25 protein-coding genes are annotated in these 25163 nt (G+C 72.7%); 9 read left to right on the top strand and 16 right to left on the bottom strand.

Annotation, left to right across the window (positions count from 1 at the left end; all coding sequences use genetic code 11):
* Positions 1-199: 199 nt before the first annotated feature.
* A complete protein-coding gene (locus tag ABEA24_RS16930) occupies positions 200-856 on the bottom strand; it encodes an enoyl-CoA hydratase/isomerase family protein (protein WP_345431799.1) in 657 nt (218 codons plus the stop codon).
* Positions 857-1016: 160 nt separating this feature from the next.
* Here ABEA24_RS16930 and ABEA24_RS16925 point away from each other — a divergent pair, with 160 nt between their 5' ends.
* Both ABEA24_RS16925 and ABEA24_RS16920 read left to right on the top strand, forming a co-directional pair.
* Positions 1017-1304 (top strand): DUF397 domain-containing protein, encoded by a 288-nt coding sequence (locus ABEA24_RS16925; RefSeq protein ID WP_345431798.1) that lies wholly within the window; start codon positions 1017-1019, stop codon positions 1302-1304.
* Positions 1217-1705: a YkvA family protein gene (locus ABEA24_RS16920; protein WP_345431797.1), complete on the top strand. Its 489-nt coding sequence runs from the start codon at positions 1217-1219 to the stop codon at positions 1703-1705. Before ABEA24_RS16925 ends, ABEA24_RS16920 begins: the two co-directional genes overlap by 88 nt.
* Positions 1706-1962: 257 nt before the next feature.
* Here the strand turns inward: ABEA24_RS16920 and ABEA24_RS16915 are convergent, their stop codons facing one another.
* Entirely contained in the window at positions 1963-3408 is a 1446-nt protein-coding gene (locus ABEA24_RS16915) for a GAF domain-containing protein (RefSeq protein ID WP_345431796.1), read from the bottom strand.
* Between the two features lie 372 nt (positions 3409-3780).
* Positions 3781-4338 carry a TetR/AcrR family transcriptional regulator gene (locus tag ABEA24_RS16910; RefSeq protein WP_345431795.1) on the bottom strand — a complete coding sequence of 186 codons (558 nt, stop codon included), beginning with the start codon at positions 4336-4338 and terminating at the stop codon, positions 3781-3783.
* Positions 4339-4435: 97 nt separating this feature from the next.
* On the opposite strand from ABEA24_RS16910, the gene ABEA24_RS16905 reads away from it, so the two are divergent.
* From ABEA24_RS16905 to ABEA24_RS16895, 3 genes are all read left to right on the top strand, one after another.
* A complete protein-coding gene (locus ABEA24_RS16905) occupies positions 4436-5842 on the top strand; it encodes an amidase (RefSeq protein ID WP_345431794.1) in 1407 nt (468 codons plus the stop codon).
* 337 nt (positions 5843-6179) lie between these two features.
* Positions 6180-6800, top strand: a complete 621-nt coding sequence (locus ABEA24_RS16900; protein ID WP_345431793.1) for a hypothetical protein — start codon at positions 6180-6182, stop codon at positions 6798-6800.
* 128 nt (positions 6801-6928) lie between these two features.
* A complete protein-coding gene (locus ABEA24_RS16895) occupies positions 6929-7243 on the top strand; it encodes a hypothetical protein (RefSeq protein WP_345431792.1) in 315 nt (104 codons plus the stop codon).
* 34 nt (positions 7244-7277) lie between these two features.
* Here the strand turns inward: ABEA24_RS16895 and ABEA24_RS16890 are convergent, their stop codons facing one another.
* Both ABEA24_RS16890 and ABEA24_RS16885 read right to left on the bottom strand, forming a co-directional pair.
* Positions 7278-7940 (bottom strand): response regulator, encoded by a 663-nt coding sequence (locus tag ABEA24_RS16890; protein ID WP_345431791.1) that lies wholly within the window; start codon positions 7938-7940, stop codon positions 7278-7280.
* Between the two features lie 3 nt (positions 7941-7943).
* Positions 7944-9542 (bottom strand): sensor histidine kinase, encoded by a 1599-nt coding sequence (locus ABEA24_RS16885; RefSeq protein ID WP_345431790.1) that lies wholly within the window; start codon positions 9540-9542, stop codon positions 7944-7946.
* Positions 9543-9710: 168 nt separating this feature from the next.
* Between ABEA24_RS16885 and ABEA24_RS16880 the strand changes: the two genes are divergently transcribed.
* Complete coding sequence (locus ABEA24_RS16880; protein WP_345431789.1) at positions 9711-10811, top strand: hypothetical protein; 1101 nt, start codon at positions 9711-9713, stop codon at positions 10809-10811.
* A 49-nt stretch (positions 10812-10860) separates the two neighbouring features.
* Here ABEA24_RS16880 and ABEA24_RS16875 read toward each other — a convergent pair whose 3' ends face one another.
* The 5 genes from ABEA24_RS16875 to ABEA24_RS16855 form a co-directional block, all read right to left on the bottom strand.
* Positions 10861-11622 (bottom strand): glucose 1-dehydrogenase, encoded by a 762-nt coding sequence (locus tag ABEA24_RS16875; protein ID WP_345431788.1) that lies wholly within the window; start codon positions 11620-11622, stop codon positions 10861-10863.
* Between the two features lie 7 nt (positions 11623-11629).
* Positions 11630-13960, bottom strand: a complete 2331-nt coding sequence (locus tag ABEA24_RS16870) for an acetate--CoA ligase family protein (RefSeq protein WP_345431787.1) — start codon at positions 13958-13960, stop codon at positions 11630-11632.
* 28 nt (positions 13961-13988) lie between these two features.
* On the bottom strand, positions 13989-15563 hold the full coding sequence (locus ABEA24_RS16865) for a class I adenylate-forming enzyme family protein (RefSeq protein WP_345431786.1): 1575 nt from the start codon (positions 15561-15563) through the stop codon (positions 13989-13991).
* Between the two features lie 159 nt (positions 15564-15722).
* Positions 15723-16061, bottom strand: coding sequence for a VOC family protein (locus tag ABEA24_RS16860; RefSeq protein WP_345431785.1), 339 nt, complete (start codon positions 16059-16061; stop codon positions 15723-15725).
* The gene (locus ABEA24_RS16855) at positions 16058-16456 is read right to left on the bottom strand and encodes a Zn-ribbon domain-containing OB-fold protein (protein WP_345431784.1); all 399 of its coding nucleotides are present in this window, start codon (positions 16454-16456) and stop codon (positions 16058-16060) included. Before ABEA24_RS16855 ends, ABEA24_RS16860 begins: the two co-directional genes overlap by 4 nt.
* 129 nt (positions 16457-16585) lie before the next feature.
* On the opposite strand from ABEA24_RS16855, the gene ABEA24_RS16850 reads away from it, so the two are divergent.
* Together ABEA24_RS16850 and ABEA24_RS16845 are read left to right on the top strand one after the other, a co-directional pair.
* Positions 16586-18229: a penicillin-binding transpeptidase domain-containing protein gene (locus ABEA24_RS16850; RefSeq protein WP_345431783.1), complete on the top strand. Its 1644-nt coding sequence runs from the start codon at positions 16586-16588 to the stop codon at positions 18227-18229.
* 137 nt (positions 18230-18366) lie between these two features.
* The gene (locus tag ABEA24_RS16845) at positions 18367-18915 is read left to right on the top strand and encodes a hypothetical protein (RefSeq protein ID WP_345431782.1); all 549 of its coding nucleotides are present in this window, start codon (positions 18367-18369) and stop codon (positions 18913-18915) included.
* A gap of 136 nt (positions 18916-19051) precedes the next feature.
* Here the strand turns inward: ABEA24_RS16845 and ABEA24_RS16840 are convergent, their stop codons facing one another.
* The 3 genes from ABEA24_RS16840 to ABEA24_RS16830 form a co-directional block, all read right to left on the bottom strand.
* Entirely contained in the window at positions 19052-19723 is a 672-nt protein-coding gene (locus ABEA24_RS16840) for an endonuclease V (RefSeq protein ID WP_345431781.1), read from the bottom strand.
* 82 nt (positions 19724-19805) lie between these two features.
* The gene (locus ABEA24_RS16835; protein WP_345431780.1) at positions 19806-20891 is read right to left on the bottom strand and encodes a cation diffusion facilitator family transporter; all 1086 of its coding nucleotides are present in this window, start codon (positions 20889-20891) and stop codon (positions 19806-19808) included.
* Between the two features lie 81 nt (positions 20892-20972).
* Positions 20973-21884, bottom strand: coding sequence for a cyclase family protein (locus ABEA24_RS16830; RefSeq protein ID WP_345432188.1), 912 nt, complete (start codon positions 21882-21884; stop codon positions 20973-20975).
* 25 nt (positions 21885-21909) lie between these two features.
* Between ABEA24_RS16830 and ABEA24_RS16825 the strand changes: the two genes are divergently transcribed.
* Positions 21910-23115, top strand: a complete 1206-nt coding sequence (locus ABEA24_RS16825) for a serine hydrolase domain-containing protein (RefSeq protein ID WP_345431779.1) — start codon at positions 21910-21912, stop codon at positions 23113-23115.
* 71 nt (positions 23116-23186) lie between these two features.
* Here ABEA24_RS16825 and ABEA24_RS16820 read toward each other — a convergent pair whose 3' ends face one another.
* The 3 genes from ABEA24_RS16820 to ABEA24_RS16810 all read right to left on the bottom strand — a co-directional run bounded on the left by ABEA24_RS16820 (position 23187) and on the right by ABEA24_RS16810 (position 25151).
* Entirely contained in the window at positions 23187-23918 is a 732-nt protein-coding gene (locus ABEA24_RS16820) for an SDR family NAD(P)-dependent oxidoreductase (RefSeq protein ID WP_345431778.1), read from the bottom strand.
* An 8-nt stretch (positions 23919-23926) separates the two neighbouring features.
* The gene (locus tag ABEA24_RS16815; RefSeq protein ID WP_345431777.1) at positions 23927-24547 is read right to left on the bottom strand and encodes an isochorismatase family protein; all 621 of its coding nucleotides are present in this window, start codon (positions 24545-24547) and stop codon (positions 23927-23929) included.
* 196 nt (positions 24548-24743) lie between these two features.
* On the bottom strand, positions 24744-25151 hold the full coding sequence (locus ABEA24_RS16810) for a winged helix-turn-helix transcriptional regulator (RefSeq protein ID WP_345431776.1): 408 nt from the start codon (positions 25149-25151) through the stop codon (positions 24744-24746).
* Positions 25152-25163 lie beyond the last annotated feature (12 nt).

The following is a 25163-nucleotide window of genomic DNA, read 5'->3' as shown; positions in this document are numbered from 1 at the left end:
ATCGGAACAGGGAGGGCGGGGCGGCCTCGCTGCCACTCGAGGCCACCCCACCGACCATCTCACCCGACCGGACGCGCGAAGTCGCCGAGACGGTCCCCAAGACCAGCCCGCGATGGCTGCCGCAGGAGCGCTGGTCGTATTTCCGACTATACCAATAGGAAATCCTATGTAAAGGCCCCGAGAGATCTTGTCGCCCGCGTCAGTTCGTCCCGAGGGCGGCCAGAACCGTCTCGTACATCACCGTCCGGATCTTGGCGACGGTGCCGCCGTCCTTGCCGGCCAGCGGGGCGGCGAGGCCGACCGCCGTGGCCAGGACCTCGGCCTCCGATGCGGTCCGGTCGACGATGCCCGCCGTCTGCGCCTCCTCGGCGGTGTACCGCCGACCGGTGACCATGGCCTCGTGCGCGGTGGCCTTCGGCAGCCGGCCCTGGACCAGGGCGGCCATGCCCGGGGTGAAGGACAGTCCGAGGTCGACCTCGGGCAGGCAGAAGAACCCTCGGTCGGTCCGCATGACGCGGTGGTCGTGCGCCAGCGCGAGCATGGCTCCGGCCGCGAACGTGTGGCCGTTCAGCGCCGCGACCGTAAGCATCGGCAGGGTGAGGAACCGTGCGAAGAGGGCGTGGACCCGGTCCAGGTAGGGCCCCCACTCGTCGGGGTTGCGTCCCAGCCAGTCGAGGTCGAGGCCGTTCGAGAAGAACTTGCCGGTGCCGATCGTCACCAGGGCCCTCGGCCCCTCCGTGGCCTCGAGCTCGTCGAGGATCTTCTCGAGCTCGTCGAGGAAGCCGGGGCTGAAGCGGTTCTCTCCCTCGTCGAAGCGAAGGATCCGTACGTCCCCGTCCCGTCGTAGCTCGATCATGCCGTCTCCCCTGTTTGCTACTGGTGAGTAACTGTTGGGATGAGCATCTCATCTCCGCGCCGCCCGGTGAAAGACGGGACGCAGACGCATCCCCGGGCATTTGCGGGCCGCAGTGTCACCGGTATTCGGACCCGCGCCGACCTGCGCGCCCGATAGCCTGGTGCGCGTCGCCCCCCGGCGGCGGCACGAGCGTTCCCCCGAGCAGAAGAAGGACGGCATGAGCGAGGAATCCGGCTCCGTCGAGATCCTGTTCGTCGACGGCGCAGACGTGCCGATCAAGCACAAGCACGCCGACCGCATGGTCGTCATGCGGGACGCCGCCAAGCCTGACGGCGACGCGCTGTACTACACGCCCGCCGAGTGGGAGGCGTTCATCCTGGGCGTCAAGGACGGCGAGTTCGACGACATGGTGGAGGACGCGCCGAGCCCGTCCGAGCCGGCCTCCTGACGGAGATCCTCACCGGCCTCCTCGCGGCGGCGGCCGGTCTGCTCCTGCTCTGGCTTTTCCTCGTCGTCTTCCTGGCACTGGCGAGGCCGAAGGGCGCCACGCTCGGTGAGGCCGTACGGCTGCTGCCCGACCTTCTGCGGCTCGTCACCCGGCTCGCGCGCGACCCCGCGCTGCCTCGCGGCGTGCGCATCCGGCTGTGGCTGCTGCTCGCCTACCTGGCGATGCCGATCGACCTCGTCCCCGACTTCATCCCGGTCCTCGGCTACGCCGACGACGCGATCCTCGTCGCCTTCGTTCTGCGCTCGGTGATCCGCCGGGCCGGACCGGAGGCGGTCGCCCGCCACTGGCCCGGCGACGAGAACGGCGGACTCGCGGCCGTCCGCCGCCTCACCCGCACGTGAGCCCTCACCCGCACGTGAACGGAGCCCATCGCGGACGTCGACCGGTCCGTCCGCCGTACGCGGCGCCGACCGGGGTCGGGCGCGAGCACCGACAGCCCGCCTGCGGTGCGCGGCGCCGACGGCCCGTCCGCCGTACGGTGACCGTTTCGGCCGTGGGTGCTGGCGGGCCACCGTGCGCGGTGTGTTCCGCGGGACCGTTGTGCGTCGCCGCGGACTCGGATCGTCCGCCGTACGGGCTGTGTCCTGCCGGATGACGTTCAGTCGTCGCGCAGGGCACGGTCTCGCCGGAGCTGCGCGGAGACCCGGCGCGGATCCCCGGGCGGAAGCACGCCCGCCAGCGTGGCGAGGATCTCCAGGTCGTCGTCCGCCACCTGCGCGTAGCACCACAGTGCCTCGGCGTCGCCGCGGTGCAGGAGCTGCCGGCGCAGTTGGGCGGCCAGCTCGTCCCGCTCGGCCTGGATGGCCGGTGACTCCGAGCGGCGGAGTAGCGGCCCCGGATACAGGCGTACCGCCGCCGCGACGTCACCGGCCGCGAGCAGCCGCCGTACGGTCAGGAAGTCGGCCTCGACGTCGCAGTCGAGGCGATAGGGCTTGGCCCGGACGATGTTCCCGAGCTGCCCGCGGAGCCGGTGGATCTCCGCCCGGACGGTCACCGGATTGCCCTCGTCGCCGTAGATGTACAGCGACGACTGCTCGCCCGTCAGCCCGCTCGGATGCAGCGCGAGCAGCGCGAGCAGTTCCGCGTGCCGCAGGGACAGCGGGATGCGTCGGCCGTCGAGTAAAGCGCAGGGCTGTTCGTCGCCGAGGAGCCGGAGGGTGAGCGAGCACCGGTCCTCTGAGCCGGTGGCGCGCAGGAGGTAGGCCTGGCCCAGCGTCTCCGCCACCGCGGTCCGGCCGTCGGGCAGCGCCACCCGGGCGCCGGCCTCCGGGACGACGACCCGCCCGCCGCGCCAGCTGTCGGGGTCGGCCGCCAGGATGCGTCCCGTCGTCGTCACCAGCGCCCGCGTGTCCCCGCGCACGTGGCGCATGTACCGGGCGCGCAGGCACTCGTCGCGGTGGTTCATCTCCAAGGCCAGGCAGGCCTCGGTCAGGCGGGCGGCGGCCTCCACCAGCGCGACGACGGCCGGGTGCAGGGCGTCGACCGTCGCGCTGATGTCCACGCAGGCGATCACCTGGCCGGTGTCCGGGTCGACGATGGGCGCGCCGGCGCACGACCACGGTTGGAGCACGCGGACCAGGTGCTCGGTGGCCCGGACGTAGGCCGGGGCGCCCGTGCTCAGCGCCGTGCCGATGCCGTTCGTCCCGATGACCTCCTCCGACCAGCGGAACCCCTCGATCAGCCCGACGGAGTCCGCGCACCGCCGTACGTCGCTCGGGCCCTCGCTCCACAGCACCCGTGCGTCGCCATCGGTGATCACCATGAGGTGGGTCGTGGCGTCGGCCACGCCGCGCAGCGTGTCGCGGAGCTGCGGCAGGTGCCGGTCCAGCGGGTGGGCGGACCGGACGTCCGCCACCCTGGCCGCGTCGATCGCCTGAGGCGCTGCGCTCATGTCCGGGTCGACGCCCGCCGCCAGCGAACGGCGCCACGACTCGCGGATCGGCGGGCGGCCGGTGAGGACCGATGCCATGACCGCCGCCTCGCACAGCACGGCGGTCCGGCGATCACAGTTCGCGGGGTTGTCGCACACGTGGCTGCTTCGCATGGCGCTTCTCCAGGGGCGTGTCTGCCCCGAGCATTGGGGCTGGAGACCCCGGCCGCAAGCGGTTCGGCCAAACTGGCTACCTGCGATCATCGCCGTTGGTCATCGAGCGATTGCAACCTGTTTGCAACCCTGGCTCGTCTAACGTACGTTCCACGACCGCAACGGGGCGTCACCTTTCCGCTCCGGGCCGCGGTCGTACGTGCCGGTTCGCCCGGACCCGTGAGAGGGGACGGATCCGGTGCATCGCGCACGCGCCCGCCGTCGTTGGGCTCGCCGGGAGAGGAGGCCCCGGCGGCGGGCGGCCCACCTTTGGCTGCTCCGAGCGGGAGCGGCGCACCTCCGGCAGGTCCGATCGGGGCCGCCCGCCTCCCGTCAGTCCGAGTGGGGTGTGGCCGCGCCGTACAGCAGGAGGCGGAGGGCCTCCGCGGTGCCCGAGGGATCGCCGGTGGCGAGGCGGCGCACCGCGAGGCCGTAGAGCAGCGCGACGACGGTGGGTGCCTTGGCCTCCGGCTCGGGGATGCCCAGGGCGGTCAGGATCGCGGTCGCCAGCCGGTCGTACGCCTCCATCGAGCGGACCGCGGCCTCCCGTACCAGCGGGTCGCGCGAGGCGTGCAGGTGCAGCTCGAGGGTGGCGACCTCCTCGGGATCGCTTGGCAGCTCGGCGATGGCACGCTCGGTCTCGACTACGGCCTCGTCGGGCGTGATGCCCTGGAGCCGCGCGGCGATCTCGCTGATCCGGTGGATCTCCTCGTCGACGTAGCGGCTGAGGGTCTCCCGCAGGAGTTCGGCCTGGCTGGGGAAGTGGTACGTCAGCGACCCCAGCGCGACGCCCGCGGCCGTCGCGACCCGCCGATTGGTGACCGCGCCGACACCCTGCTCGCCGATCAGGCGGAGGGTGGCGAGCAGGATGCGTTCTCGTGTGTCTTCCATCGCAGGACAAGTCTGGCGTATCCGGGCCCTTCTCACCGAAGCCCCTTCGGGTTTATCGTTCGTTCGAACGAACGATAGCGAACCTCGGGGGGTTCCTGTGATCGAAGGACTCGCCAAAGACGCCGCGCGCCTCGCCGCGGGTGAGGTCTCCTCTCGCGAGCTCGTGGAGTACTCCCTCGGGCGGATCGAGCGCGACACCCTCGGCGCCTTCCGCGTCGTCTGCGCCGACCAGGCGCTGGAGGACGCGGACCGGGCCGACCGATGGCGCGGGGAGGAGCGCCCCGCGCTGCTCGGGGTCCCGGTCGCGATCAAGGACGACACCGACCTGGCCGGGCACATCACCCCCTTCGGCTGTCGCGGCAGTCATCAGCCGAAGACCGCCGACAGCGAGGTGGTCCGCAGGCTCGGTGCGGCCGGCGCGGTCATCGTGGGCAAGACCAACACCAGCGAGCTCGGGCAGTGGCCGACCGGGGAGACCGTCGGCTTCGGGATCGTGCGCAGCCCCTGGGACTCCGAGCGCACGCCCGGCGGGTCGAGCGCCGGCTCGGCGGCGGCGGTCGCGGCCGGCATGGTCTCCGGAGCGGTCGGCTCCGACGGCGCGGGCTCCCTGCGCATCCCCGCCGCCTGGACCGGGCTCGTCGGCCTCAAGCCCCAGCGCGGCCGCGTGTCCGTCTGGCCGCACGTCGACCCGTTCTACGGCATCGCGGTCGCCGGCCCCCTCACCCGTACGGTCGAGGACGCGGCGCTGCTCCTCGACGTGCTGACCGGCAACCACGCCGACGACATCCACCGCCCGCCCGCGCCCGCCGAGCCCTACCGCGAGGCCGCCGTGCGGGAGCCCGGACGACTGCGGATCGCCCTGTCGTTCCGTTCGCCGTTCGGCGTGCCGTCCGCGGTCGACCCGGAGATCCGGGCGGCGGTGCTGCGCCTCGCGGGTGTCCTCGCCGACCTGGGGCACGACGTGTTCCCGGCCGACCCGGACTACGGGCTGATCGGCCTGGCCTTCCTGCCGCGCGGGATGGCCGGGGTCGCGGACTGGCTCGACACCATCCCCGACGCCGACCCCGAGCCCGCCACCCGCACCGAGGCGTTCCTCGGCCGGCACATCGGACGGCGGCTCGTACCCACCACCCGCCGCGCGGAACCCGGGATGCGCCGCCGGATCGGGAAGATCTTCCAGCGCGCCGACGTCGTCCTCACCCCGGCCACCGCCCAGCTCCCGCTGCGGATCGGCGCGCTCAGCGGCCGCGGCTGGTGGGCGACCGGCAAGCTCGCGACGGCTGCGTGCCCGTTCTGCTGGGCCTGGAACGTCCTCGGCTGGCCGGCCATCGGCGTGCCCGCCGGACTCAGCACCACCGGCCTGCCGATCGGCGCGCAGTTCCTGGGGCGGGGCAACGACGAGGCCACCCTCCTGTCCCTCGCCGCCCAGCTCGAAGCCGCCGAACGCTGGCCGGAACGCCGCCCGACGGAACTCCCGACCAGCGTGGGAGACCTGGCGTCCTAACCCCGCTGATCACCGGCGTCCGCCGCCCATAGGAAGCAGCGGACGCCAATGCTCAGCTCGGCCGTTCGAGCGTCAGCCGTCGACGACGGAAACCCCGACGCATGGACGACAACAAGACCGTGCATGTCGTCATCGCCGCTCCCGGCATCTCGCTGACGGCCACCGAGATCGATGCGTTTAGGACGTGAAGTCGTCGAACTCTGGGTCTTCTGCCGAGGGTTGCCGGGGCCATAGCCCAGGCAACCCTCGGCGATCATGGAACCCTTGGGGGCACGTTTAAGTGATCTGTTCCCTTTGCGGATAATCGCCGGCCATGGGGCCGCGTAGCTTGGCGGGTATGGCGGCGTTCCGAGGCGGGGGGCGGTCGAGGGGGAATCTCGGCTTGCTGCTCGTCGGCGTGCTCGCCCTGATCGCGGGCGTCACCGCGTGCGGGTCGTCGCCGGGCGCGCGGATGGAGGCGTACGGGACGACGTCCACCGCCTCGCCGACGGCGCAGCGCACGATCCGGGTCCCGGACTCCTTCGCCGACTACACCAGGCTGACCAGCGCGGACGCCCAGCGCGTCATCCAGGACATCCGCAAGGCCCAGGCCCAGCAGAACCCGGTGTTCGCCGCCAAGATGAAGATCGCGGTGTTCCAGCGACACGGGGACGCCCACCAGCGGATCGCCTTCATCGGCCTGGCGGCCGGCGACCACCCGACCATCGCCCAGGAGCTGCGCTCGAATCCGCCCTCGGCCGAGGTCGACTCCGCCCTCGCGGCCATGCCGTTGTCCGGCCCGAAGGACTACCCGACGGGACCGCTCGGCGGCGCCCTGCGCTGTGCCCCCGGATCGCGCGGCGGAGCCGGGTGCGCGTGGGCGGACGGCTCCACGGTGGGCGTGGTGGCGAGCTCCGTTCCCTCCGCCGACGAACTGGCGCGGACGACCCTGGCCCTCCGCAACGCCGCCGAGCGCTGAGACCCGCGCCTGACGAAGGTCAGGGGTGACCACCGCCGTTCGTGCGCTGTGGCGGATCCCCGGTGATCCCTAAGGTCGTGCCGACCTGACACGACGGGAGAGGCCCATGCCTCTCGGGAGGATCACCAATGGGAGAGAACGTTGCGCCGGCGCGTGGCCGGGCTGCTCGCCGCTGTACCGGCTGGAAGCTGGACCTGAACGTCCCCCAGGCCAGGCATTACACCTTCACCGAAGACGAGGCGACCCTGCTGCGGATCGCGCGGCGCTTCGACGCGTCGAAGGACCTCATCACCGGCTGGATCGGCACGGTCGACTCCGCACGGATCGTCGCGTCCGAGCGCGCATACCTCGGAGCGTTCTTCGACGAGCACCTGCGCCACCGGCCGCAGCGCCTGCTCGACGGCCCGTCGCCGCGTCACCCGGACGTCGTCTTCGTTCGGTGACGATCGGCGGGAGGCCTCAGCGCCTCCCGTCGTCTCACGGACCGTCCTCGCCTACGAGGCCCGCCTCGTAGGCGAGGATCGCGGCCTGGACGCGGTTGCGGACGCCGAGCCGGGTGAAGACGGCGCTCACGTACGCCTTGACGGTGCCCTCGACGAGGTGGAGACGGCGGGCGATCTGCGCGTTCGACAGGCCGGTGCCGACCAGCGCGAGGACCTCCCGCTCCCGCCCCGTCAGCGCGTCGACGCGGGCCCGCGCCTCGGCGCCGCGGGACAGGCGGCCCCGGTTCAGCTCGGTGATGACGCGCCGGGCCACCGGGGGCGAGAGGTACGCCCCGCCGTCGGCGGCCGCCCGTACGCCCGCGATGAGCTCGCGCGGGTCGCCCGCCTTGAGCAGGAAACCGGCCGCCCCGTCGCCGAGCGCCCGGGCGATGTACTCGTCCTCGCCGAACGTCGTCAGCATCAGCACGGCGGTGTCCGGGACCGCCCGCCGGATCTCCGGCACGGCGCTCAGCCCGTCCAGCTGGGGCATCCGGATGTCCAGCAGCGCGACGTCCGGCCGTTGTGAGCGGGCCAGCTCCACGGCCTCCCGCCCGTCGGACGCCTCCGCGACCACCTCGATGCCGGAGTCCGTGGCGAGGATCGCGCGGACTCCGGCGCGGATCATGGCCTCGTCGTCGGCGAGGAGCACCCGGATCATCGGTCAGTCCCTTCGTATCCGGTCGGCGGGGGTGATGACGTCCTTGGCGGCGAGCCGGCCGCCCGAGAAGCACAGCCGGTACACGTCTCCCACGCCGAGCGGATTGTCGTCTGAGCGGTAGTAGCGGCACGACGCGCCGGGCGGCGGCGCGGGGCCGGAGCCCACCGGGGCGTCGATCATCTCCACCGGCGGCAGGTCGATCGACGAGCGGGCCTGGCCGACCCGCAGCCGGTCGAAGCGCGCCGGGTCGAGGACGGAGTTCTCGGTCGTGTAGAGGTAGTAGCCGGCCAAGGCGATCGCCAGGCTCGCGGCGATGGAGAGCGGCACCATCAACGCGGTGACCAGTCCGCGCCGAACCTGCCCGCGCGCCCGCGCCAGCCCGTACGCGGAGTCGGAGCCGGCTGCGCCGTCGCCGGGCGACCTGGCGGGTGCCGTGTGCGGCAGCCGGGCGAGCACCTCGAACCCGCCGTCTCGCGGGCGGGCGCGCAGCGACCCGCCCGCAAGACGGACGCGCTCTCGCAGCCCCACCAGGCCCAGGCCACTGCCGGGCGCGTGCGGCGAGCCGTCGGGCGGCGGTCCGTTCACCACGGTCACGACGGTCTCGTCCCGAGACCGCACCAGGCGTACGGTCACCTCGGCTCCAGGAGCGTGCTTGGCGGCGTTGGTCAGACACTCTTGGACGACCCGGTGGACGGCGTGACCCGCCATGTCCGGCAGCGGCCCGCCGTCGCCGCCGCCGTCCAGCAGCTCGACCGGGATGCCCGACGTCCGGGCTTGTTCGATCAGGTCGGCGATGGTCTCCCGGGCGGGAGCCAGCGTCACGGCCGGACCCTCCGATACGCCATGCGGCTCGCGGAGCACGCCGATGATCTCCCGGAGCCGTTCGGTCGCCGACGCGACGCCCGCGCGCAGCTCGCCCGCTGCGGCTCGATGGTGTTCTGCGAGGTCGGGTGCCATCTCCAGGGCGCCTGCGCGCAGTGCGATCAGGCTGAGCTCGTGGCCGAGCGAGTCGTGCATGTCCTGGGCGATGCGGGCGCGTTCGCGCAGCCGCTCGCGGTCGGCGATGATCCCCTGTTCGCGCTCGAGGCGTCCCGCGCGTTCCCACCCGGCGCGCAGGAGCTCCTGCTGGAGACGCCTGTAGCGGCCGATCAGCCAGGGGCACATGATCAGGAACACCAGAGCGAGGGTCAGGTCGAACCAGGCGACCACCCACCGGGTCGCGGACCCTTCGACGGTCCCGACCGCGACGGCCAGGGCGAGTTCCAGGAGGGCGACCGCGACGAACGACAGCAGCACAGGCCGGTCGCGCGGCAGCCGTCGGCCCGCCAGGTGGCTCATGACGGGCAGCGCGACGACGTAGGCCAAGGAGAACGGCCCCGGGCGCACTGCGACGTACGCCCACTGCAGGAGCGGGAGCGCCGCCGCCCCGTACAGCGCCGCCAGTGGGTGGGACCGCCGGAGCGCGACGATGACGCCCAGGGCGACCAGCCCCGCCGTCACCACGGGCCACGGCGCGCCCACCCCGCCCTGCGCGGCCCTCTCCAGCAGCACGGTGAGCGCGAAGAAGCCCCAGAGCAGCATGTCCCTGACCGACCAGCGCACGGGCGAACGGTACAAGGCCGTGGCGACGCGTCGATACCGACGAAAGTCGAGTCCTTCGCCTCGACGAGGACGAGCGGTGATCCCCGGTCACGGCCGAGAGGCCATCCCCCAGGGCGGAGAAGCGCGAAGACGGTCGGCCGGGATGCCGCGGACGCTATCGTCGCCGCCATGATCGACAACGATGATCCGGACGCGGTGGTCGATGCTCGGCTGGTCGCCGAGGCGGCCGTGCCGGTCCGCGGTCCCGCGAGGCGGTGGAGCGGCGGCGGCTGGATCGTTCCGGGCGTCGGCCCGGAGGTCTTTGCGCTGGGGACGGATCTGGCTGTCTCGGCGACGTTCCCGGTTCCCGAGGAGCTGCCGCGGTGCTCGCCGGAGCGCCCAGCGCGGGAGGAGGACTACCGGGTCGACGTGAGCCCGGACGGGCGGTGGGCGGTTTTCGCCGGAACCGATCGCACGGTGGTGGTCGATACCGATGGACGGGTGGTCTGGCGGATGGCACACCCGAGCTTCCGGGATCGCGACGGCGACCTGGTGCCCGCGGCGGCGGTCTTCCGTCCCGATGGTTCCGCGCTGTGGGCGTTCGTTTCCGCCGGCGACCCGTCGAGCCCGGACACCGGCGCGCGGGCGACAGGTGCGGAACGCCACGTGGTCTCGGTCGCCGACTGGCGGGTGACGGCCGTCGTCCCGTCCGCCTACACCGGGCTCCCACCGGGCGACATCGTGGTACATCCCGGCGGGGACCTCGTCGGGTTCGCCGGTGCCCACAGATACGGCGTCGAGGGGTTCTACACCTACGCCTACGAGGGGTTCTGGGTTCGCTGCGACGATACGAGCGAGGCGGTGCTCAGTACCGGTGACTGGTGCCCGCTGGAGGTGTCCCCGGACGGTCGCCGATGGATCGGCCAGACCGGGAGCACTCCCGTGATCGGAGACTTCGCCGATGGCGTCGTCATCGAACCTGACCGCGCGCCCTTCACGACCGACGACGAGGAAGAGGAAGAGGATGTAGAGGCGGACTCCGCCTGCTTCGTGACCTCGGAGCTCGTCGTGGCCGCCGGCGGCCTCTGGGAGAACCGCCACGTGTTCGCCGACGCCCTGACGTTGAGACGCGTCGCCTCCATCGAGTATCCCCCGAGTGAGGACGACCACTACGCCGTCTGGGTCGGAGGCGACGGTGACGGCACGTGGATGACGTCGACCGGTCGAGCGCCGTGGGAACCTGGGGCCGTGCGTCTGCGCCGCTGGGAGTTCGACGGGGCGCACGAGTGATGAGTGCCCCTTCTCCCGGTTCCGAACCGTAGAGGGTGCCGGGGAACCGTCAGTAGCCGGCGCCGGTGAGCATGCCGCCGTCGATGAGGACCTCGCTGCCGGTGCAGTAGCCGGACTCGTCGGAGGCGAGGAACACCACCAGCGCCGGCACCTCGTCCGGCTTGCCCATCCGCTTCAGCGGCAGCGCGTTGAAGAACGCCTCGGCGCTGTCGGCGGTCGCGGCGACCACGTCCGGGTCCATCGACATCGCGGTGAGGATGGCGCCGGGGTGGATGGAGTTGACGCGGATGCCGTACGCGCCGAGCTCGCGCGCCGCCGCCTTCGTCAGCCCGCGCACGCCGAACTTGCTGGCGGAGTACGCCGCGAGCCCGGACGCGCCGATGAAGCCCTCGGTGGAGGAGACGTTGACGATGGACCCGCCGCCGGCCGCCCGCATCGGCTCGATGACCGATTTCACGCCGAGCCACTGCCCGATGAGGTTGACCTCGATGACCCGGGTGCACTCCTCCAGGGTCATGTCCTCGATCGTCCGGTGCCTGATGATCCCGGCGTTGTTCACCAGCACGGTGAGGCCGCCGAAGACGGTGACGGCGGTGTCGACGGCGTTCCGCCAGTCCTCCGGCCGGGTCACGTCCATCGGCACGAAGCGCACCGCCTCCCCGAGCTCGGCGGCGAGCTTGCCGCCCTCCTCCTCCAGGACGTCGCCGAACACCACCCTGGCGCCCTCGGCGACGAACCGCCGCACATGGGCCTTGCCCATGCCCCGGGCGCCACCGGTGATCAGCGCCACCTTCTCGTCGAGCCTGCCCATGGCCACCTCACGCCCTCCGCCGCTGGTCGCGGACCTTGGCCACCGCCACCGCCGTGGCGGCCGCCTCCACGCTCCGATAGGTCGGTACCCCTGCCGCCCGGGCGATCACCCGCAGCTCGTCCTCGACGCCCGGCGGGGCGTACTCGGCGTTCCGCAGCACGAGCGTCACCCGCGTGCCGGTCAGCTCGCGCTGCAGCTCCCCGACGCCGCGCGCGTACGCGAGGAGCGGGTCGGCGCTGTCGCCGAAGGTGAAGAAGCTCTGCACGTTCACGTGCGCGATCACGTCCGGGTACGGCCGGTCCGCCTCCCGCTGGACCGCCGTGACGACCTGCCCCACGAGGTCCGGTTTGCCGCGCGGGCCCACCGGGATCTCCAGGGGGTTGCCGGGGACGGCGCCGACGGGCAGGCCGAGGTCCACGTCGGGCAGCGGGCCGAGCCGCAGCCCGGCCCGGTCGAGCGCGTCGGCGGCGAGCACGCTGGCCCCGCCGCTCGGCCCGATGACCAGGACGTCGGGGGAGACGGGCACCTGCCGCCCGGCGTGCAGGTCGAGCAGGTCGAGGGCGCCGATCAGGTCGTCCTGGGCGGTGACCAGCGGCAGCCCGGCCTGCTTCCCCAGGGCCTCCCAGACCCGGGCGTCGCCGACCATCGCGCCGGTGTGCGACGCGGCGGCCCGGCGGCCCTGCGCGGAGCGCCCGCCGACGAGGGCGACCACGGGCTTGGACACCGCGCGCAGCGCGTCGAACAGCGCCCGGCCGTCGCGCGGATCCTCCAGGTACAGGCCGATCACGGACGTGTCGTCGTCGGCGGCGAAATGGCGCAGCAGCTCGGCGGGGCCGACGTCGGCGCTGTTGCCGACCGTCGCGACCTTGGAGAAGGCCAGGCCGCGGTGCTCGCCGACCTTGATGACCTCCCCGGCGAGCCCGCCGCTCTGCGAGATCAGCGCGATCCGCCCCGGGCGACCCGGCCGCCCGCCGATGAACGTCTGGCCGCCCGCCGGGGAGTACACGCCCATGCAGTTGGGACCCAGCAGGCGCACGCCCGCGTCGTGGGCGGCGGCGAGGAGCTCGTCCTCCAGGCGGGCGGCGCCGGTCTCCCGGAAGCCGCCGCTCATCACCTGCACGAAGGGGATGCCGCGGGCCTCGCGCACGACGTCCGGGCAGCGCTCGGCGGGGACCGCGACCAGGGCGTAGTCCACGTCGGCCCCCTCCAGGGACGGCACGCAGGGCACCCCGTCGATCGCGTCCGCCGTCGGATGCACGGCGACGAGACGACCGGCGTAGCCCGCCGCGCGGTAGAAGCCGAGGAACATGTTGCCGAAGTTCGGCCGCTTCGTGGAGGCGCCCACGACCGCCACGCCGCGCGGCGCGAACAGCCGGTCGAAGTCCTGCGGCGCCGGAGCCTCCGCGCGTTCACGCGGGGTGACGTCGGCGGGGCCCAGGAGGCGGGCGTCCACCGCGACCGCCCCTTCCGGCGTGCAGATGACCGGGTTCAGCTCGAACTCGGTGAACCCCTCGCCGAGGCTCTCGACCACGCCGCCGGGGCCGCCGACCGCGAGCAGCACCTTGACGAGCGCGTCCCGGTCGACCGCGGGCGACCCGCGGAAGCCGTCGAGGAGGGCCGCGCCGCGCAGCTCCGACAGCATCCGCCGGGCGTCGTCCTCGGTGATGGGGCACAGGCGCAGCGCGGTGTCGCGCAGCACCTCGGTCCAGACCCCGCCGAGGCCGACCAGGAGCACGGGCCCGAACGACGGGTCGCGGACCGCCCCGACGATCACCTCGACACCGGGCGGCGCCTGCTCCTCCACGAGGTAGCCCTCGACCGCGACACCGGATCCCACCAGCGCCGCCCGGATCTCGGCCGCGGCCCGCGCCGCCTCGACCGGCGAGCCGAGCCCGAGCCGTACGGCACCCGCCTCGCTCTTGTGCACCAGCCCGGGACCGTACGCCTTGACGACGAGGGGCGGTGTCAGCCCGCCCGCGGCGACGGCGACGTCCTCGGCGGACCGGGTCGTCGCCCCGCGCGGCACGGCGATCCCGAAGCCGGACACGAACTCCTTCACCACATGCTCGGCGGCCGCCACACGCGCCGGGACGGCATCCGCCCGGTCCGTCACCGCGGTCCCTGGGCGTTCCACGCCGCCCGTCACCGCGGGGCCCGGGGGCTCCGCGCCGCCCGTCACTGCGGGGCCTGGGGGTTCCACGCCGCTCGTCACTGCGGTCCCTGGGGGCTCCACGCCGCCCGTCACCCCTCCAGACTCCGCGCCGTTCGTCACCGTCACCCCCTCGGACTCCGCGCCGTCCGTCACCGGGACCTCCTTGGACTCCATGCCATCCGTCACGCGACTCCCTCGGTCTGCATACCGTCCGTCACAGGCGCGCCAGCAGGCCTGCGTACCGGGCGCGGATCTCGCGGCGCAGCAGCTTGCCCGGTCCGCCGGACGCGTCCTGGGTGTGCGGCAGCTCGTCCGCCACGACGACGAGGTCGGGCGCCTGGTGGGCGGGCAGCCGGTCGGCGAGCCGGGCCTTCACCTCGTCGGCGTCGAGGGCGGCTCCGGCGCGGGGGACGACCGCCACGAGGATCCGCTGTTCGACGGCGTCCTCGCCGTCGGCCTGCGCCGGGACGCCGACGACGCCGGCCTCCGCCACGCCGTCGAGCTCGATCGCCGCGTCCTCCAGGCCGCTCGGCTGGGACCAGACGCCGCCCTTGAGGATCGCGTCCTCGCGCCTGCCGAGCACGGTCAGGAAGCCGTCGCCGTCGATGATCCCCAGGTCGCCGCCGACGTACCAGCCGCCGCGGAGGACCTGCGCGGTCTTGTCCGGCAGCCTGTCGTACCCCTGCATGAGGTTCGGCCCGGTCAGGTTGATCTCGCCGACCTGGTTCACGACCCGCTCGCCGTCCGGGCCGGTGACGCGCACCGCGGTCGAGGTGCGGGCCCGGCCCACGGACGAGATGTCCTGGCTGCCGTCGTCCTGCCGTCCGATGCAGGTGTACGGCGCCTCGGTCTGGCCGTAGTAGCTGAAGATCCCCGCCCCGGGCAGCCGCTTCATGATCCTCTCGCGGAGGGACGGGAGCAGCGGCTCGCCGCCGAGCACGATCGCGGACAACGACGACAGGTCCACGTCGACGTGGTCGTCCGACCCGAGCAGGGCGGAGAAGAAGCTGGGGATGAGGCTGACGTGGGTCACGCGTTCGCGCGGCACGACCTTGAGGAAGTTGGCCGGGCCCCAGTCCTGCTCGAGCACGAGCCGCATGCCCGCGTAGAACGCCGGGCCGACCAGCGCGGGGAACCCGATGCCCCAGATGATCGCGCCGGTGCCCATGACCGAGTCGGCGGCGTGGGGGATGTCCAGCCAGATCTGCGCCGAGGCCAGGCTCGAGGAGTGCGTGTGCCGGACCGCCTTGGGCAGACCGGTCGTGCCCGAGGTGTAGAACAGCGCCATCAGGTCGTCGCCGTACCCGCCCAGCGGAGGCTCGTCCTCGGTGGCGGCGGACGCCAGCGCGTCGAGGTCGACGGCGTCCTCGGCAGGCCCGCCCACCCGGAGCCACAGGCGCACTCCCGGAAGCCGGGGACGTACCGCCGCGACGAGCTTCTCGACGCTCGCGTCGTACACGAACGCGGTGCACTCGGAGTGCTCGACGACCTGGGCGAGGGTGTCCTCCGGCCAGTACGGGTTGAGCGCGCAGACGACCGAGCCGAGCTTCATCTGCGCCAGGTACACCTCGGCGACGTTCAGCGTCTCGTTCATCAGCGAGGCGACGCGCTGCCCGGGGCCGATCCCCGCCTCCAGCAGGGCGTGCGCCACCCGGTTGACCTTCCGGTTGAGCCCGTCGTAGGTGAGGCTGGTCTCGCCGCAGTAGGTGAGCGCCACCTTGTCCGGGGTACGCAGCGCGCCGGCGGTGAGGATCGCGTACCCGTAGTTGCCGAATGGTGATCGCGCCACTGGAGTCTCCTGATGCGGGGGAGGGGGCTGATCGATGGGAGCGGTTGTCCGGGGGCCTGGTCGAGGGTGGGGCGTTGAGCGGTCGCCGAGGGTGGGTTTCAGGTGGTCACGAGCCCGGCCGGGTGCCGGGTGGTCACAAAGGTCGGTCGGGGTGAGCGGTCAGCGCGGCGCGTAGACGATGAGGGGGTTGCCGTCCGGATCGCGGAGCACGGCTCTGGTCTCGTGCGGTCCCTGGTCCGGGCCCGCGACGAGCCGTGCGCCCGCGGCGGTGAGCCGCTCGACGGCGGCCGCCACGTCGGGGACCTTGAAGGACGCGGCGGGGTCCCCGCCGGTGACGTCCTCGGCCGGTCCGGCCAGGGCGAACGTCGTGCCGTCGGCGTCCAGCGCGGCGAATCGCCCGCCGTCGGTGAACTTCACCGCGAGACCCAGCCCGTCGCGGTAGAAGGCGACGGCCCGCTCGACGTCGCTCACCGGGTACAGGACGTTGCCGATCTTCACGCTGGCCTCCAGTTGGGGATGCGGCCGAATCCGGGAAGCTCGTCGAAGCACACGCGTACGGGCATGCCGACGCGCACCTCCTCCGGGGCGATGTCGCCGACGATGTCACCGAACGCCCGGACGCCCTCCTCCAGGTCGACCCAGGCGAGGACGTACGGCGTCGCGAACCCGGGCAGGAACGCCCGGTAGACGACGCTGAAGGTGTGCACCGTGCCGCGCCCGGACACGGGCTCGTACGGCAGGTCCGTGGCGCCGCAGTGCGGGCAGGCGGGCTCGGGGAGGTGGACGCGGCGTCCGCACGCGCGGCAGCGCTGGACGGCGAGCTCTCCGCGCTGGCACGCCTCCCAGTAGGGCGAGGTCAGCGCGTTCGGCCGGGGCAGCGGGCGCGGGTCCATCGATTGCCAAGCTAGCGCACGCTTGGTAGGCGGGCAAGACGTGCTGATCTTCGATGTCCGGCCCGCTTTGACGGCGGCCACTACGATTGTCCGACGGGGGGACGTTAACGCAGGGGAAAAACGGGGCTGATGGGACACAAGAAACTCTGGCTGATCGTCGCCGGCGTCGCGGTGGTGCTCGTGGGGGCCGCGGGGGGCGGAGCGTACGTCCTGCTGCGCACGAAGGGGAGCCCGGAGGCCACGGCTGAGGAGTTCCTCGCCGCGTGGCGGCGCGGCGACATGACGGCGATGCGGGCCGCGACGGCCACGCCGCCGGGCGACTTCGACCAGTACTACCAGGGGCTGCGCACCGGGCTGGGCGCCACGAAGGTCGACACCTCGATCGGCCAGGTCACCAAGCACGGCAAGCAGGCGGCCGCCCCCTTCACCGCCACCTTCACCCTGGCCGCGGGGACCTGGAAGTACCAGGGACGGCTTCACCTGGTCACCAGCCACCGCGAGTGGAAGGTCGCGTGGAGCCCGGAGGCGATCCACCCCGACCTGCACGCCGGCCAGCACCTGACGACCTCGGCCAAGTGGCAGAAGCGCGGCAAGGTCGTCGCCGCCGACGGCACCGCCATCGACGGCACCGACGTGTCCGGTTCGATCCAGCAGCTCGTCGGCACGACCGCGCCCCTGACCGCCAAGCAGGCCAAGAAGCTCGGCACGCCGCACGCCAAGGGGGACGTCGTCGGCCAGTCGGGCATCCAGCAGCGCTTCGACAAGCGGCTGGCCGGCACGCCCACCACGACCATCGCGACCGCCGACGCGTCCGGCCGCACGGTCAAGGCCGTCGGCGGGTTCGACGGCAAGCCGGGACAGGACGTCAGGACCAGCCTCGACCTGCACGTCCAGCAGGCGCTCTCGAAGGCGCTCCAGGGCCAGAAGAAACCGACGTCCATGGTGGCGCTGCGTCCCGCGACCGGGCAGATCCTGGGGGTCGGCAACATCCCAGGCGGATTCGACCGGGCGATGCAGGGCATCTATCCGCCCGGCTCGACCTTCAAGGTGGTCACGGCGTACGCCCTGCTCCAGGCCGGGCTCACCCCCTCGTCCACGGTGCAGTGCCCGAAGACCGCCAACATCGGCGGGCAGGTGATCCACAACTCCGAGGACGAGGGCGGCGCCGGCGGCATGACCTTCAAGGACGCGCTCGCCCAGTCCTGCAACACCGCCTTCTCCCTGCAGACCCAGAAGCTGCTCAGCGCGCCGAAGCTGGCGAGCGCGGCGAGCACCTTCGGCTTCAACCAGAAGATCGATCCCGGCGTCACCGTGCGGCCGGGCAGCTTCCCCACGCCGACGAGCGACGCCGAGAAGGCGGTCGCCGGCTTCGGCCAGGGCCGCGACCTGGCCAACGCCCTCTCGATGGCCGGCGTGGCGGCCGGTGTCGCCGACGGCACCTGGCGGCCCCCGGTGTTCGTCACCCAGCCGGCGGTGCCGCAGAAGGCCAAGCCCTCCCGGCTCGACTCCACGGCCAGGAGCAGCCTGGAGGGGATGATGCGCGCCGTGGTGACCTCCGGCACCGCCAAGCCGGCCGGGCTGCCCTCGGGCACGGCGGGCAAGACCGGCACGGCCGAGTACGGCTCCGCACAGGGCAAGGACAAGAAGCCGAAGACGCACGCCTGGTTCATGGGCTACCGCAGCGACGTGGCGTTCGCCGTCGTCGTCGAGGACGGCGGCTTCGGCGCCAAGGCGGCGGCCCCCATCGCCGCCCGCTTCCTCAAGGCCCTGTAAGCCGGCGACGGCCGCGGGCTCGCTTCTCCGCTCCGGGGCAGCGGATCCCCGTCGCGTGGTCACTCCCCACGTCACCGCCGCCGGTGGAACCTGGAACCGCTCCACGACCATCCGATAGGGGATGTGAGGAGTAGTTCATGGCGTTCATGGATCAGTTGCCGGCCCTGGTCGGTGTAATCGTCGGCGCCGCCGGCTCGTACACCGCATCGAGTCTCACCGAGCGAACCCGCTGGCGGCGGTCACACGCCGAACGCTGGGATCAGCAAAGGTTCCAGACCTACGCCGGTTACGCCAACACTCTGAAGGCTCAGCTTCGCATCTCACTGCGCATCGGGGCAGCGCGCGGTTTCGACCATGTTGTGGATCCCCTGGACCCGGATGAGGGACTGCAGAGACTCGCCGAAGCGGAGTCCCGGCGCGCGGCCGAATGGGAGTCCGTGCTGCTGGTCGGCGACGCCTCCACCGTCGCCGCGGCCCGGATGTGGCATGAAGCCGTGTGGGCCGTCGAGTTGTACGCCCGTGGCCTGAAAGATGACCCGACCGGCTGGGAGAGCGCGCTCAAACGCACGAGCCAGGCCAGAGATGCCTTCTATGCCTGCGCGCGCAGGGATCTCGGGATCGAAGGCCCACCGCCGCCCTCAGGGAACTGGCCGAGGTCCTGGAAGCCCTCCGGCGAACCAGCGTGAGCCGCGCCCGGACGGCTGATGAACCTGCTGCATACGACCTGGTCGAGTACGGCCACGCTGATGGAGGTTCCCCGGCCGTGGCCGGTTGTGAGGAGCGTCTGCCGGTCTTCTCGCTTGGGCCGGCGCGCGACCCCGCTCAGGACGCGGCGAGCGCGCGGCGGGAGAGGCGGTCGGCGCGCCGGGTGCTCTCCGGCAGCCGGTAGCGCGGCGTGAGCCGCAGGGTCACCTCGCAGGCCGTCTCCAGGTCGGTGAGGTGGCCGACGGAGACGAAGATCGGCCGCACGCCCGTCTGGGTGCGCAGCGCGCGGCCGACGACCTCGTCGCCGTCCGTCACGTTGCTCCAGGAGCCCCGGTCGGCGCCCGGCTCGTCGTACGCGCCGACCAGCCGCGTCTTGCCGACCCCGATCGCCGGCAGCCCGGTGAGCACGCCCAGATGGCAGGCGAGACCGAAGCGCTTCGGGTGCGCCAGCCCGTGCCCGTCGCAGATCAGCAGGTCGGGCGTGACGCTCAGCCGGCGCAGCCCCTCGATCAGCGCCGGCAGCTCGCGGAACGCGAACAACCCCGGCACGTACGGGAACGAGGGCCGGTCGCGGACGACGATCTCCTCGACCACCTCCAGCCGGTCCACGTCGAGGACGACCACGGCCGCGGCGAGCCGGTCCTCCGCGTACGCGACGTCGAGTCCCGCGACGGTCCGTACGGACTCCGGGCCGGGCGAGGTGAGGTCGACGCACGAGCGCAGCCGGTCCTGGACGGCCTCGGCCTCGCGGACCGTGGTCGGCCAGGAAGGGAGATCCGGAATTTCCACACCGCTCCGCTCAAGTCCGATCAACGAGCGTAAAACTATAGTTCCGTCGCCGCGAGAACGAACGCTCCCGGCCCGGGTGTGGTCACCGGTGACCGTGCAGAACGGCGTGGTGGTCGACACCGTCCTGGGGAAGCGGATCGGCGTGCACCATCGCGGACGCGAGACGCGGGATCGCGTGGAGCAGGGCGTGCTCGGCCTCGACCGCCACCCGATGGGCCTCGACCGCGGTCGCGGCCGGATCGACGATGACCGCGCACTCGGCCCGTAGGCGATGCCCGATCCAGCGGAGCCGTACCTCGCCGACCGCGAGAACACCGGAGGTGGCGCGCAACGCCGCCTCGGCCTCGTCGACCAGGGCGGGGTCGACGGCGTCCATCAGCCGGCGGTACACCTCCCGGGCGGCCTGCCACAGCACCGCCACGATGGCCGCGGTGATGGCCAGGCCCACGGCAGGGTCCGCCCACCGCCACCCGAGCGCCACGCCGCCCGCCCCGGCCAGCACGGCGAGGGAGGTGAACCCGTCGGTGCGGGCGTGCAGCCCGTCGGCCACCAGCGCCGCCGACCCGATCCTGCGGCCGACGCGGATCCGGTGACGGGCCACCAGCTCGTTGCCCGCGAACCCGGCCAGCGCCGCCACCGCCACCGCCCACAAGTGGGAGACCTCGTGCGGGTGCAGCAGCCGCTGGATCGCCGTGTACGCCGCGACGACCGACGACGCGGCGATCGTCAGCACGATCGCCACCCCGGCCAGATCCTCGGCCCGCCCGTACCCGTAGGTGTAGCGGCGCGTCGGCGGACGCCGCCCGAGCACGAACGCGACGGCCAGCGGAGCGGCGGTGAGCGCGTCGGCGGCGTTGTGCAGGGTGTCGCCGAGCAGCGCCACGGACCCCGACAGCGCCACGACCGCCGCCTGGACGATCGTCGTGAGGCCCAGCCCGGCGAGGGAGACCCACAACGCCCGCGTGCCCTCCCGGGACGTCTCCATCGCCGCGTCGACCTTGTCCGCCGCCTCGTGCGAATGCGGCCGGACCAGATGCGCGATCCTGCCGCGCAGCCCGCCGTGCCCGTGCCCATGGCCGTGCCCGTGCCCGTGGCCGTGGTCCTTGTGAGGGTGCGCGTGGTCCGCGCGGGGATCCGCGTGGTCTGCGTGGGGGTGCGCCTCGCTCATGAATTCCACAATGCCCGGCAAAAGCCGTCGCAGCACCTCGACAACAACGCAGCCTGCGCTGTTGCAAGCCGGTGGCGACGGTCAGAGGACCGCGACAGGGTTGATCGGGCTGGCCGTACCGCCCTCGATGGCCAGAGGTGCCGCCACGAACAGGAAGTCCGTACGGCCGGTTGCGGCCAGCTCCTCCAGCCAGAGCATCTCGGCCAGGTGGATCCCGTGCCGCCACAGGAAGATCAGGTGGAGGTCGTCGTCGAGATGCTCGTCGGCGAGCTGGCGTTCGTTGAGGCCACCGATCGCGGCGTTGTCGCACGCCACCATCGCCACGTCCCGCCCGGCGAGCCATCGTCCGCCGTCGGCCGAGAGGCCGGGCTGCCCGGCCCAGTACGCCTCCGGCGAGTCCTGCCAGGTCAACGGCCATCCGGTGCGGATCACGGCGATGTCCCCGGGCCGTACGTCCACACCGCACGCCGCGAGCTCGTCGCCCGAGATCCGGTCCTCAGCGGCCAGATGATCGACGCCCCGCAGACGAGGGACATCGAACACCACGCCGCGCCCGACCACCGGGCCCGCCTTGTCGATGCCGCACCGCGTCGCGCCGTACGAGCGGACCCGCCCGGCCGGATGCCCGTTGTACAGCTCGTCGCCGGCCCACATGTGGCACAGCGCGTCCATGTGCGTGGTGGTGCCGTGCGGCGTGACGACGATGGCGTCGTCGGCCATCTTCAGGCCCGCCCCGATCGGCCGGGCGCCGGCGGCGTAGTCGCCCGCGTCCACCGACATGAAGTGCTGCGGCAGCGGACGGCCGCGCAGGTGCGGAACGGTGGTCGGCGCGGGCGACGAGGTGGCGCCGCGGATCGGCAGTGACAGGCTCAGCGGCCGGCCCTCCCGTACGCAGGACGCGGCGGCCCGTACGACGTCGGGGGCGAGGAGGTTCAGCGCACCCCGCTCGTCGTCGTCCCCCCACCGCCCCCAGTTATTAGACTCGCTCACAATTCCGTCCTTTCCAGGAGTCAGGCAGATGATCGAAGGTCACTGTGATCCGGCGTTCGAAGCGGTCCGGACGGCGTTCGCCGACGGCTTCGCGCGAGGTGAGGAGTTCGGCGCGGCCGTCGCGGTCTACGTGGGCGACCGGTGCGTCGTGGACCTGTGGGGCGGGGTCGCGGACCGCCGGTCCGACCGGCCGTGGCTGCGCGACACCCCGTGCCTGGCGTTCTCCTGCACCAAGGCGGTGACGGCCACGGCGGCGCTGCTGCTCGCCGAACGCGGCCTGTACGACCTGGACGCCCCGGTGACGTCGTGGTGGCCGGAGTTCGGCGCGGCCGGCAAGGACGGCGCGACCGCCGAGCACCTGCTGTCGCACCAGGTGGGGCTGCCCGCGCTGAGCCGCGACGTGCCGGTCGCCGAGGCCCACGACCCGGCGGCGATGGCGGCGCTGCTGGCGGCACAGGAGCCGGAGTGGAAGCCCGGCACCTCGCACGGGTACCACGCGCTGACCTACGGGTGGCTGGCCGGCGAGATCGTCCGCCGCTGCTCCGGCCGTACGGTCGGGGAGTTCGTCCGCGACGAGATCGCCGGGCCGCTCGGCCTCGACCTGCACCTGGGCGCGCCGGACGACGTGATCGAACGCGCCGCCCGGCTCAGCGCGGGCCGGAAGACCGACAAGGGCGGTGCCGCGCGCAAGGGCGGGCCCAGCGCGACCGGCGAGGTGCCCAGGCCCCTCAGCCCCGAGGACCCCCTCGCGAAGATGACGGCGGGGTTCCGCGACCCGAACAGCCTGCTCAACCGGACGTTCGGCAACCCGGACATCAACCGCCTGCCCGGCGGCAACAACAACCCGGAGATGCTGCGGGCGGGCTGGCCCGCGCTCGGCATGGTGACCACGGCCCGGGCGCTCGCCGGGTTCTACCGCGACCTCCTGGCCGGCCGCATCGTCGGCCGTACGACGCTGCGCGACGCCGTCGTACGGCGGGTGGCCGGACCGGACCGCGTGATGTACATCGACAGCTCGTTCGGCCTCGGCTTCATGCGGCCGTCGCTGGTGTTCCTCACGCCCAGGGCGGGCTGGGACTCCGCGTTCGGGCACACGGGCCTGGGCGGCTCGATCAGCCTCGGCGACATCGAGAAGGGCTTGGCCCTCGCGTACATCCCGAACCGCATGGGCGACGAGGTCTCCGGTGGCGTCCGCGCCTACCGCCTTCTGGAGGCCGCCTACGCCTGTCTGTGAGGGCGCTGGGGACGAGCGGGCGCCCGGCGGTCCGGACGACGCGCGCCCGGCCGGCTGTGACGTGGGTACGGTCAGCACATCGTGATGCCGCCGCTGACGGACAGGGTCTGCCCGGTGATGTAACCGGCCCGGTCGGTGCACAGGAACGCGACGAGGCCCGCCACGTCGGCGGGACGTCCGATGCGGCGCAGCGGGATCTGCCGGGCGAGCTTCTCCAGCAGCCCGGGGTGGCGTTCGGCGACCGCGTGCTGCATCGCGGTGTCGGTCGGACCGGGGCACACCACGTTGCTGGTGACGCCCTGCCGGGCGGCCTCCCGCGCCAGGGTCTTGGCCAGCCCGAACAGCCCGGCCTTCGTCGCGGCGTACGCGCCCTCGCCTCCCGACCCCGCCCGCGCGCCGTCGGAGGAGATGAAGACGAGGCGGCCCCAGTCGCGCATCCCGGGCAGCAGCAGGCGGGTGAGGTACATGGGCGCCCGCAGGTTGATCCTCCACATGAGGTCCCAGGCGGCGGGGTCGCTGTCGGTGAACGGCTCGACGATGCTGATCCCCGCGTTGTGCACGAGGATGTCGGGAGAGCCGACGCGCGCCGCCAGGTCCTCGATGCTCGCCGGGTCCGCCAGGTCGACCCGTTCGGCGACCGCGTCTGGAAGGCCCGCGGCGGTCTTGCGCGCCGCGCCCTCGTCGAGGTCGGCGACGATGACCCGGGCGCCGAGCGCGGCCAGGTCCGCGCAGATCGCCGTGCCGATCCCACCGGCGCCTCCGGTCACCAGCGCGGTGCGCCCGGCGAGCGACAACCCTTCCATCCGGCCTCCTAGATCCATGTCCGTTCGAGCTCGTCCGCGGTGACGCGGGCGGCGAGCAGGGCGATCGTGTTGGTCAGGACGGCGTCGGCGTAGTCGGCGGGGACGCCCGCCATCGCGTCGGTGACGGCCACGACCCGGTAGCCGAGGTTCACGGCCTCCAGGCAGAGGCCCGGCACGCCGAGGTTGAGGGAGACCCCGGTGGCGACGACGGTGCGGACGCCGAGGGAGCGCAGCGTCTGGTCGAGCGAGGTCCCGGTGAACGGCGAGAAGCCGTGGTATCGGCGCGACTCCAGGTCCGCCGGATCGGCCACGTCGGGGACGACCTCGACCGCCGGCGTCCCCTCGAGCATGTGCGCCGGGTTCCGCAGGAGCCTGCGGATGAACGGGGCGTTGTCGGTGTGGCTGCCGGCCCGGTCGGCCCGGAACGCCGCGGTGCACTGCACGACCGGGACTCCGGCGGCCCGGGCGGCGGCCGTGACCCGGGCGGTGTTGCGGATGACGTCGCGCTTCGCGCAGGCCTCGGCGAGTTCGGGGAAGCTCGTGAGATCGCCCACCACGCCGCGCTGCATCTCCATCACCAGGACGACGGTGTGCCGCGGGCCCGCGAGGTCCGCCAGGGTGATCGGCATGCCGCAACGATAAGCGAGCGAGCACTTGCTTGGGTAGTCCGTGATCAGACGGAGGTGTGGCACCGCGCGTGCCGGTCGCGCTCCGCGACGCAAGTTGCGAGGCCCGTACTTCGGCGCTCCGAGGGTTGTGGCCACTTGGGGGTGTGCGGGAAGGCCGGCAGCGGATGATGTCGGGTGGAGATCGCCGCGATCTGCATTACGGACTAAGAGTCGCCTGCCCCGCAGGATCTACGCTGTGGTCATAGCGCTGCTGGGCCGCGATGACCTCGGGGGTGTGCGCCGAAATCCAGCGGACCAGTTGGGCGAACGGGCGGGACAGTCCTTGGCCCAACTCGGTCAGCTCATAGCTGACCTGCGGCGGGGTGGTCGGCTCCACGGTGCGCTCTACCAGCCCGTCGCGGACCAGGGTCCGCAGTTTGGCGGAGAGCATCTTCTCGCTGATGCCCTCGATGCGCTGGCGCAGTTCGAAGAAGCGCATTGGCCCAGGCGTCAGGGCGGCCAGGATCAGCGGCACCCACCGTCCGGTGACATGTTCCATCACCTCCCGGCCGGGGCAGTCGCTGTGAAACGTGTCACTGATCCACCGGGCGTCGCTCTCATCCACCTGCTCACCTAC

This window comes from Actinoallomurus vinaceus (assembly GCF_039542055.1).
Classification (GTDB): domain Bacteria; phylum Actinomycetota; class Actinomycetes; order Streptosporangiales; family Streptosporangiaceae; genus Actinoallomurus; species Actinoallomurus vinaceus.
Note: the sequence above shows the minus strand (reverse complement) of the source record. Positions and strands in the feature narration are given on the sequence as shown.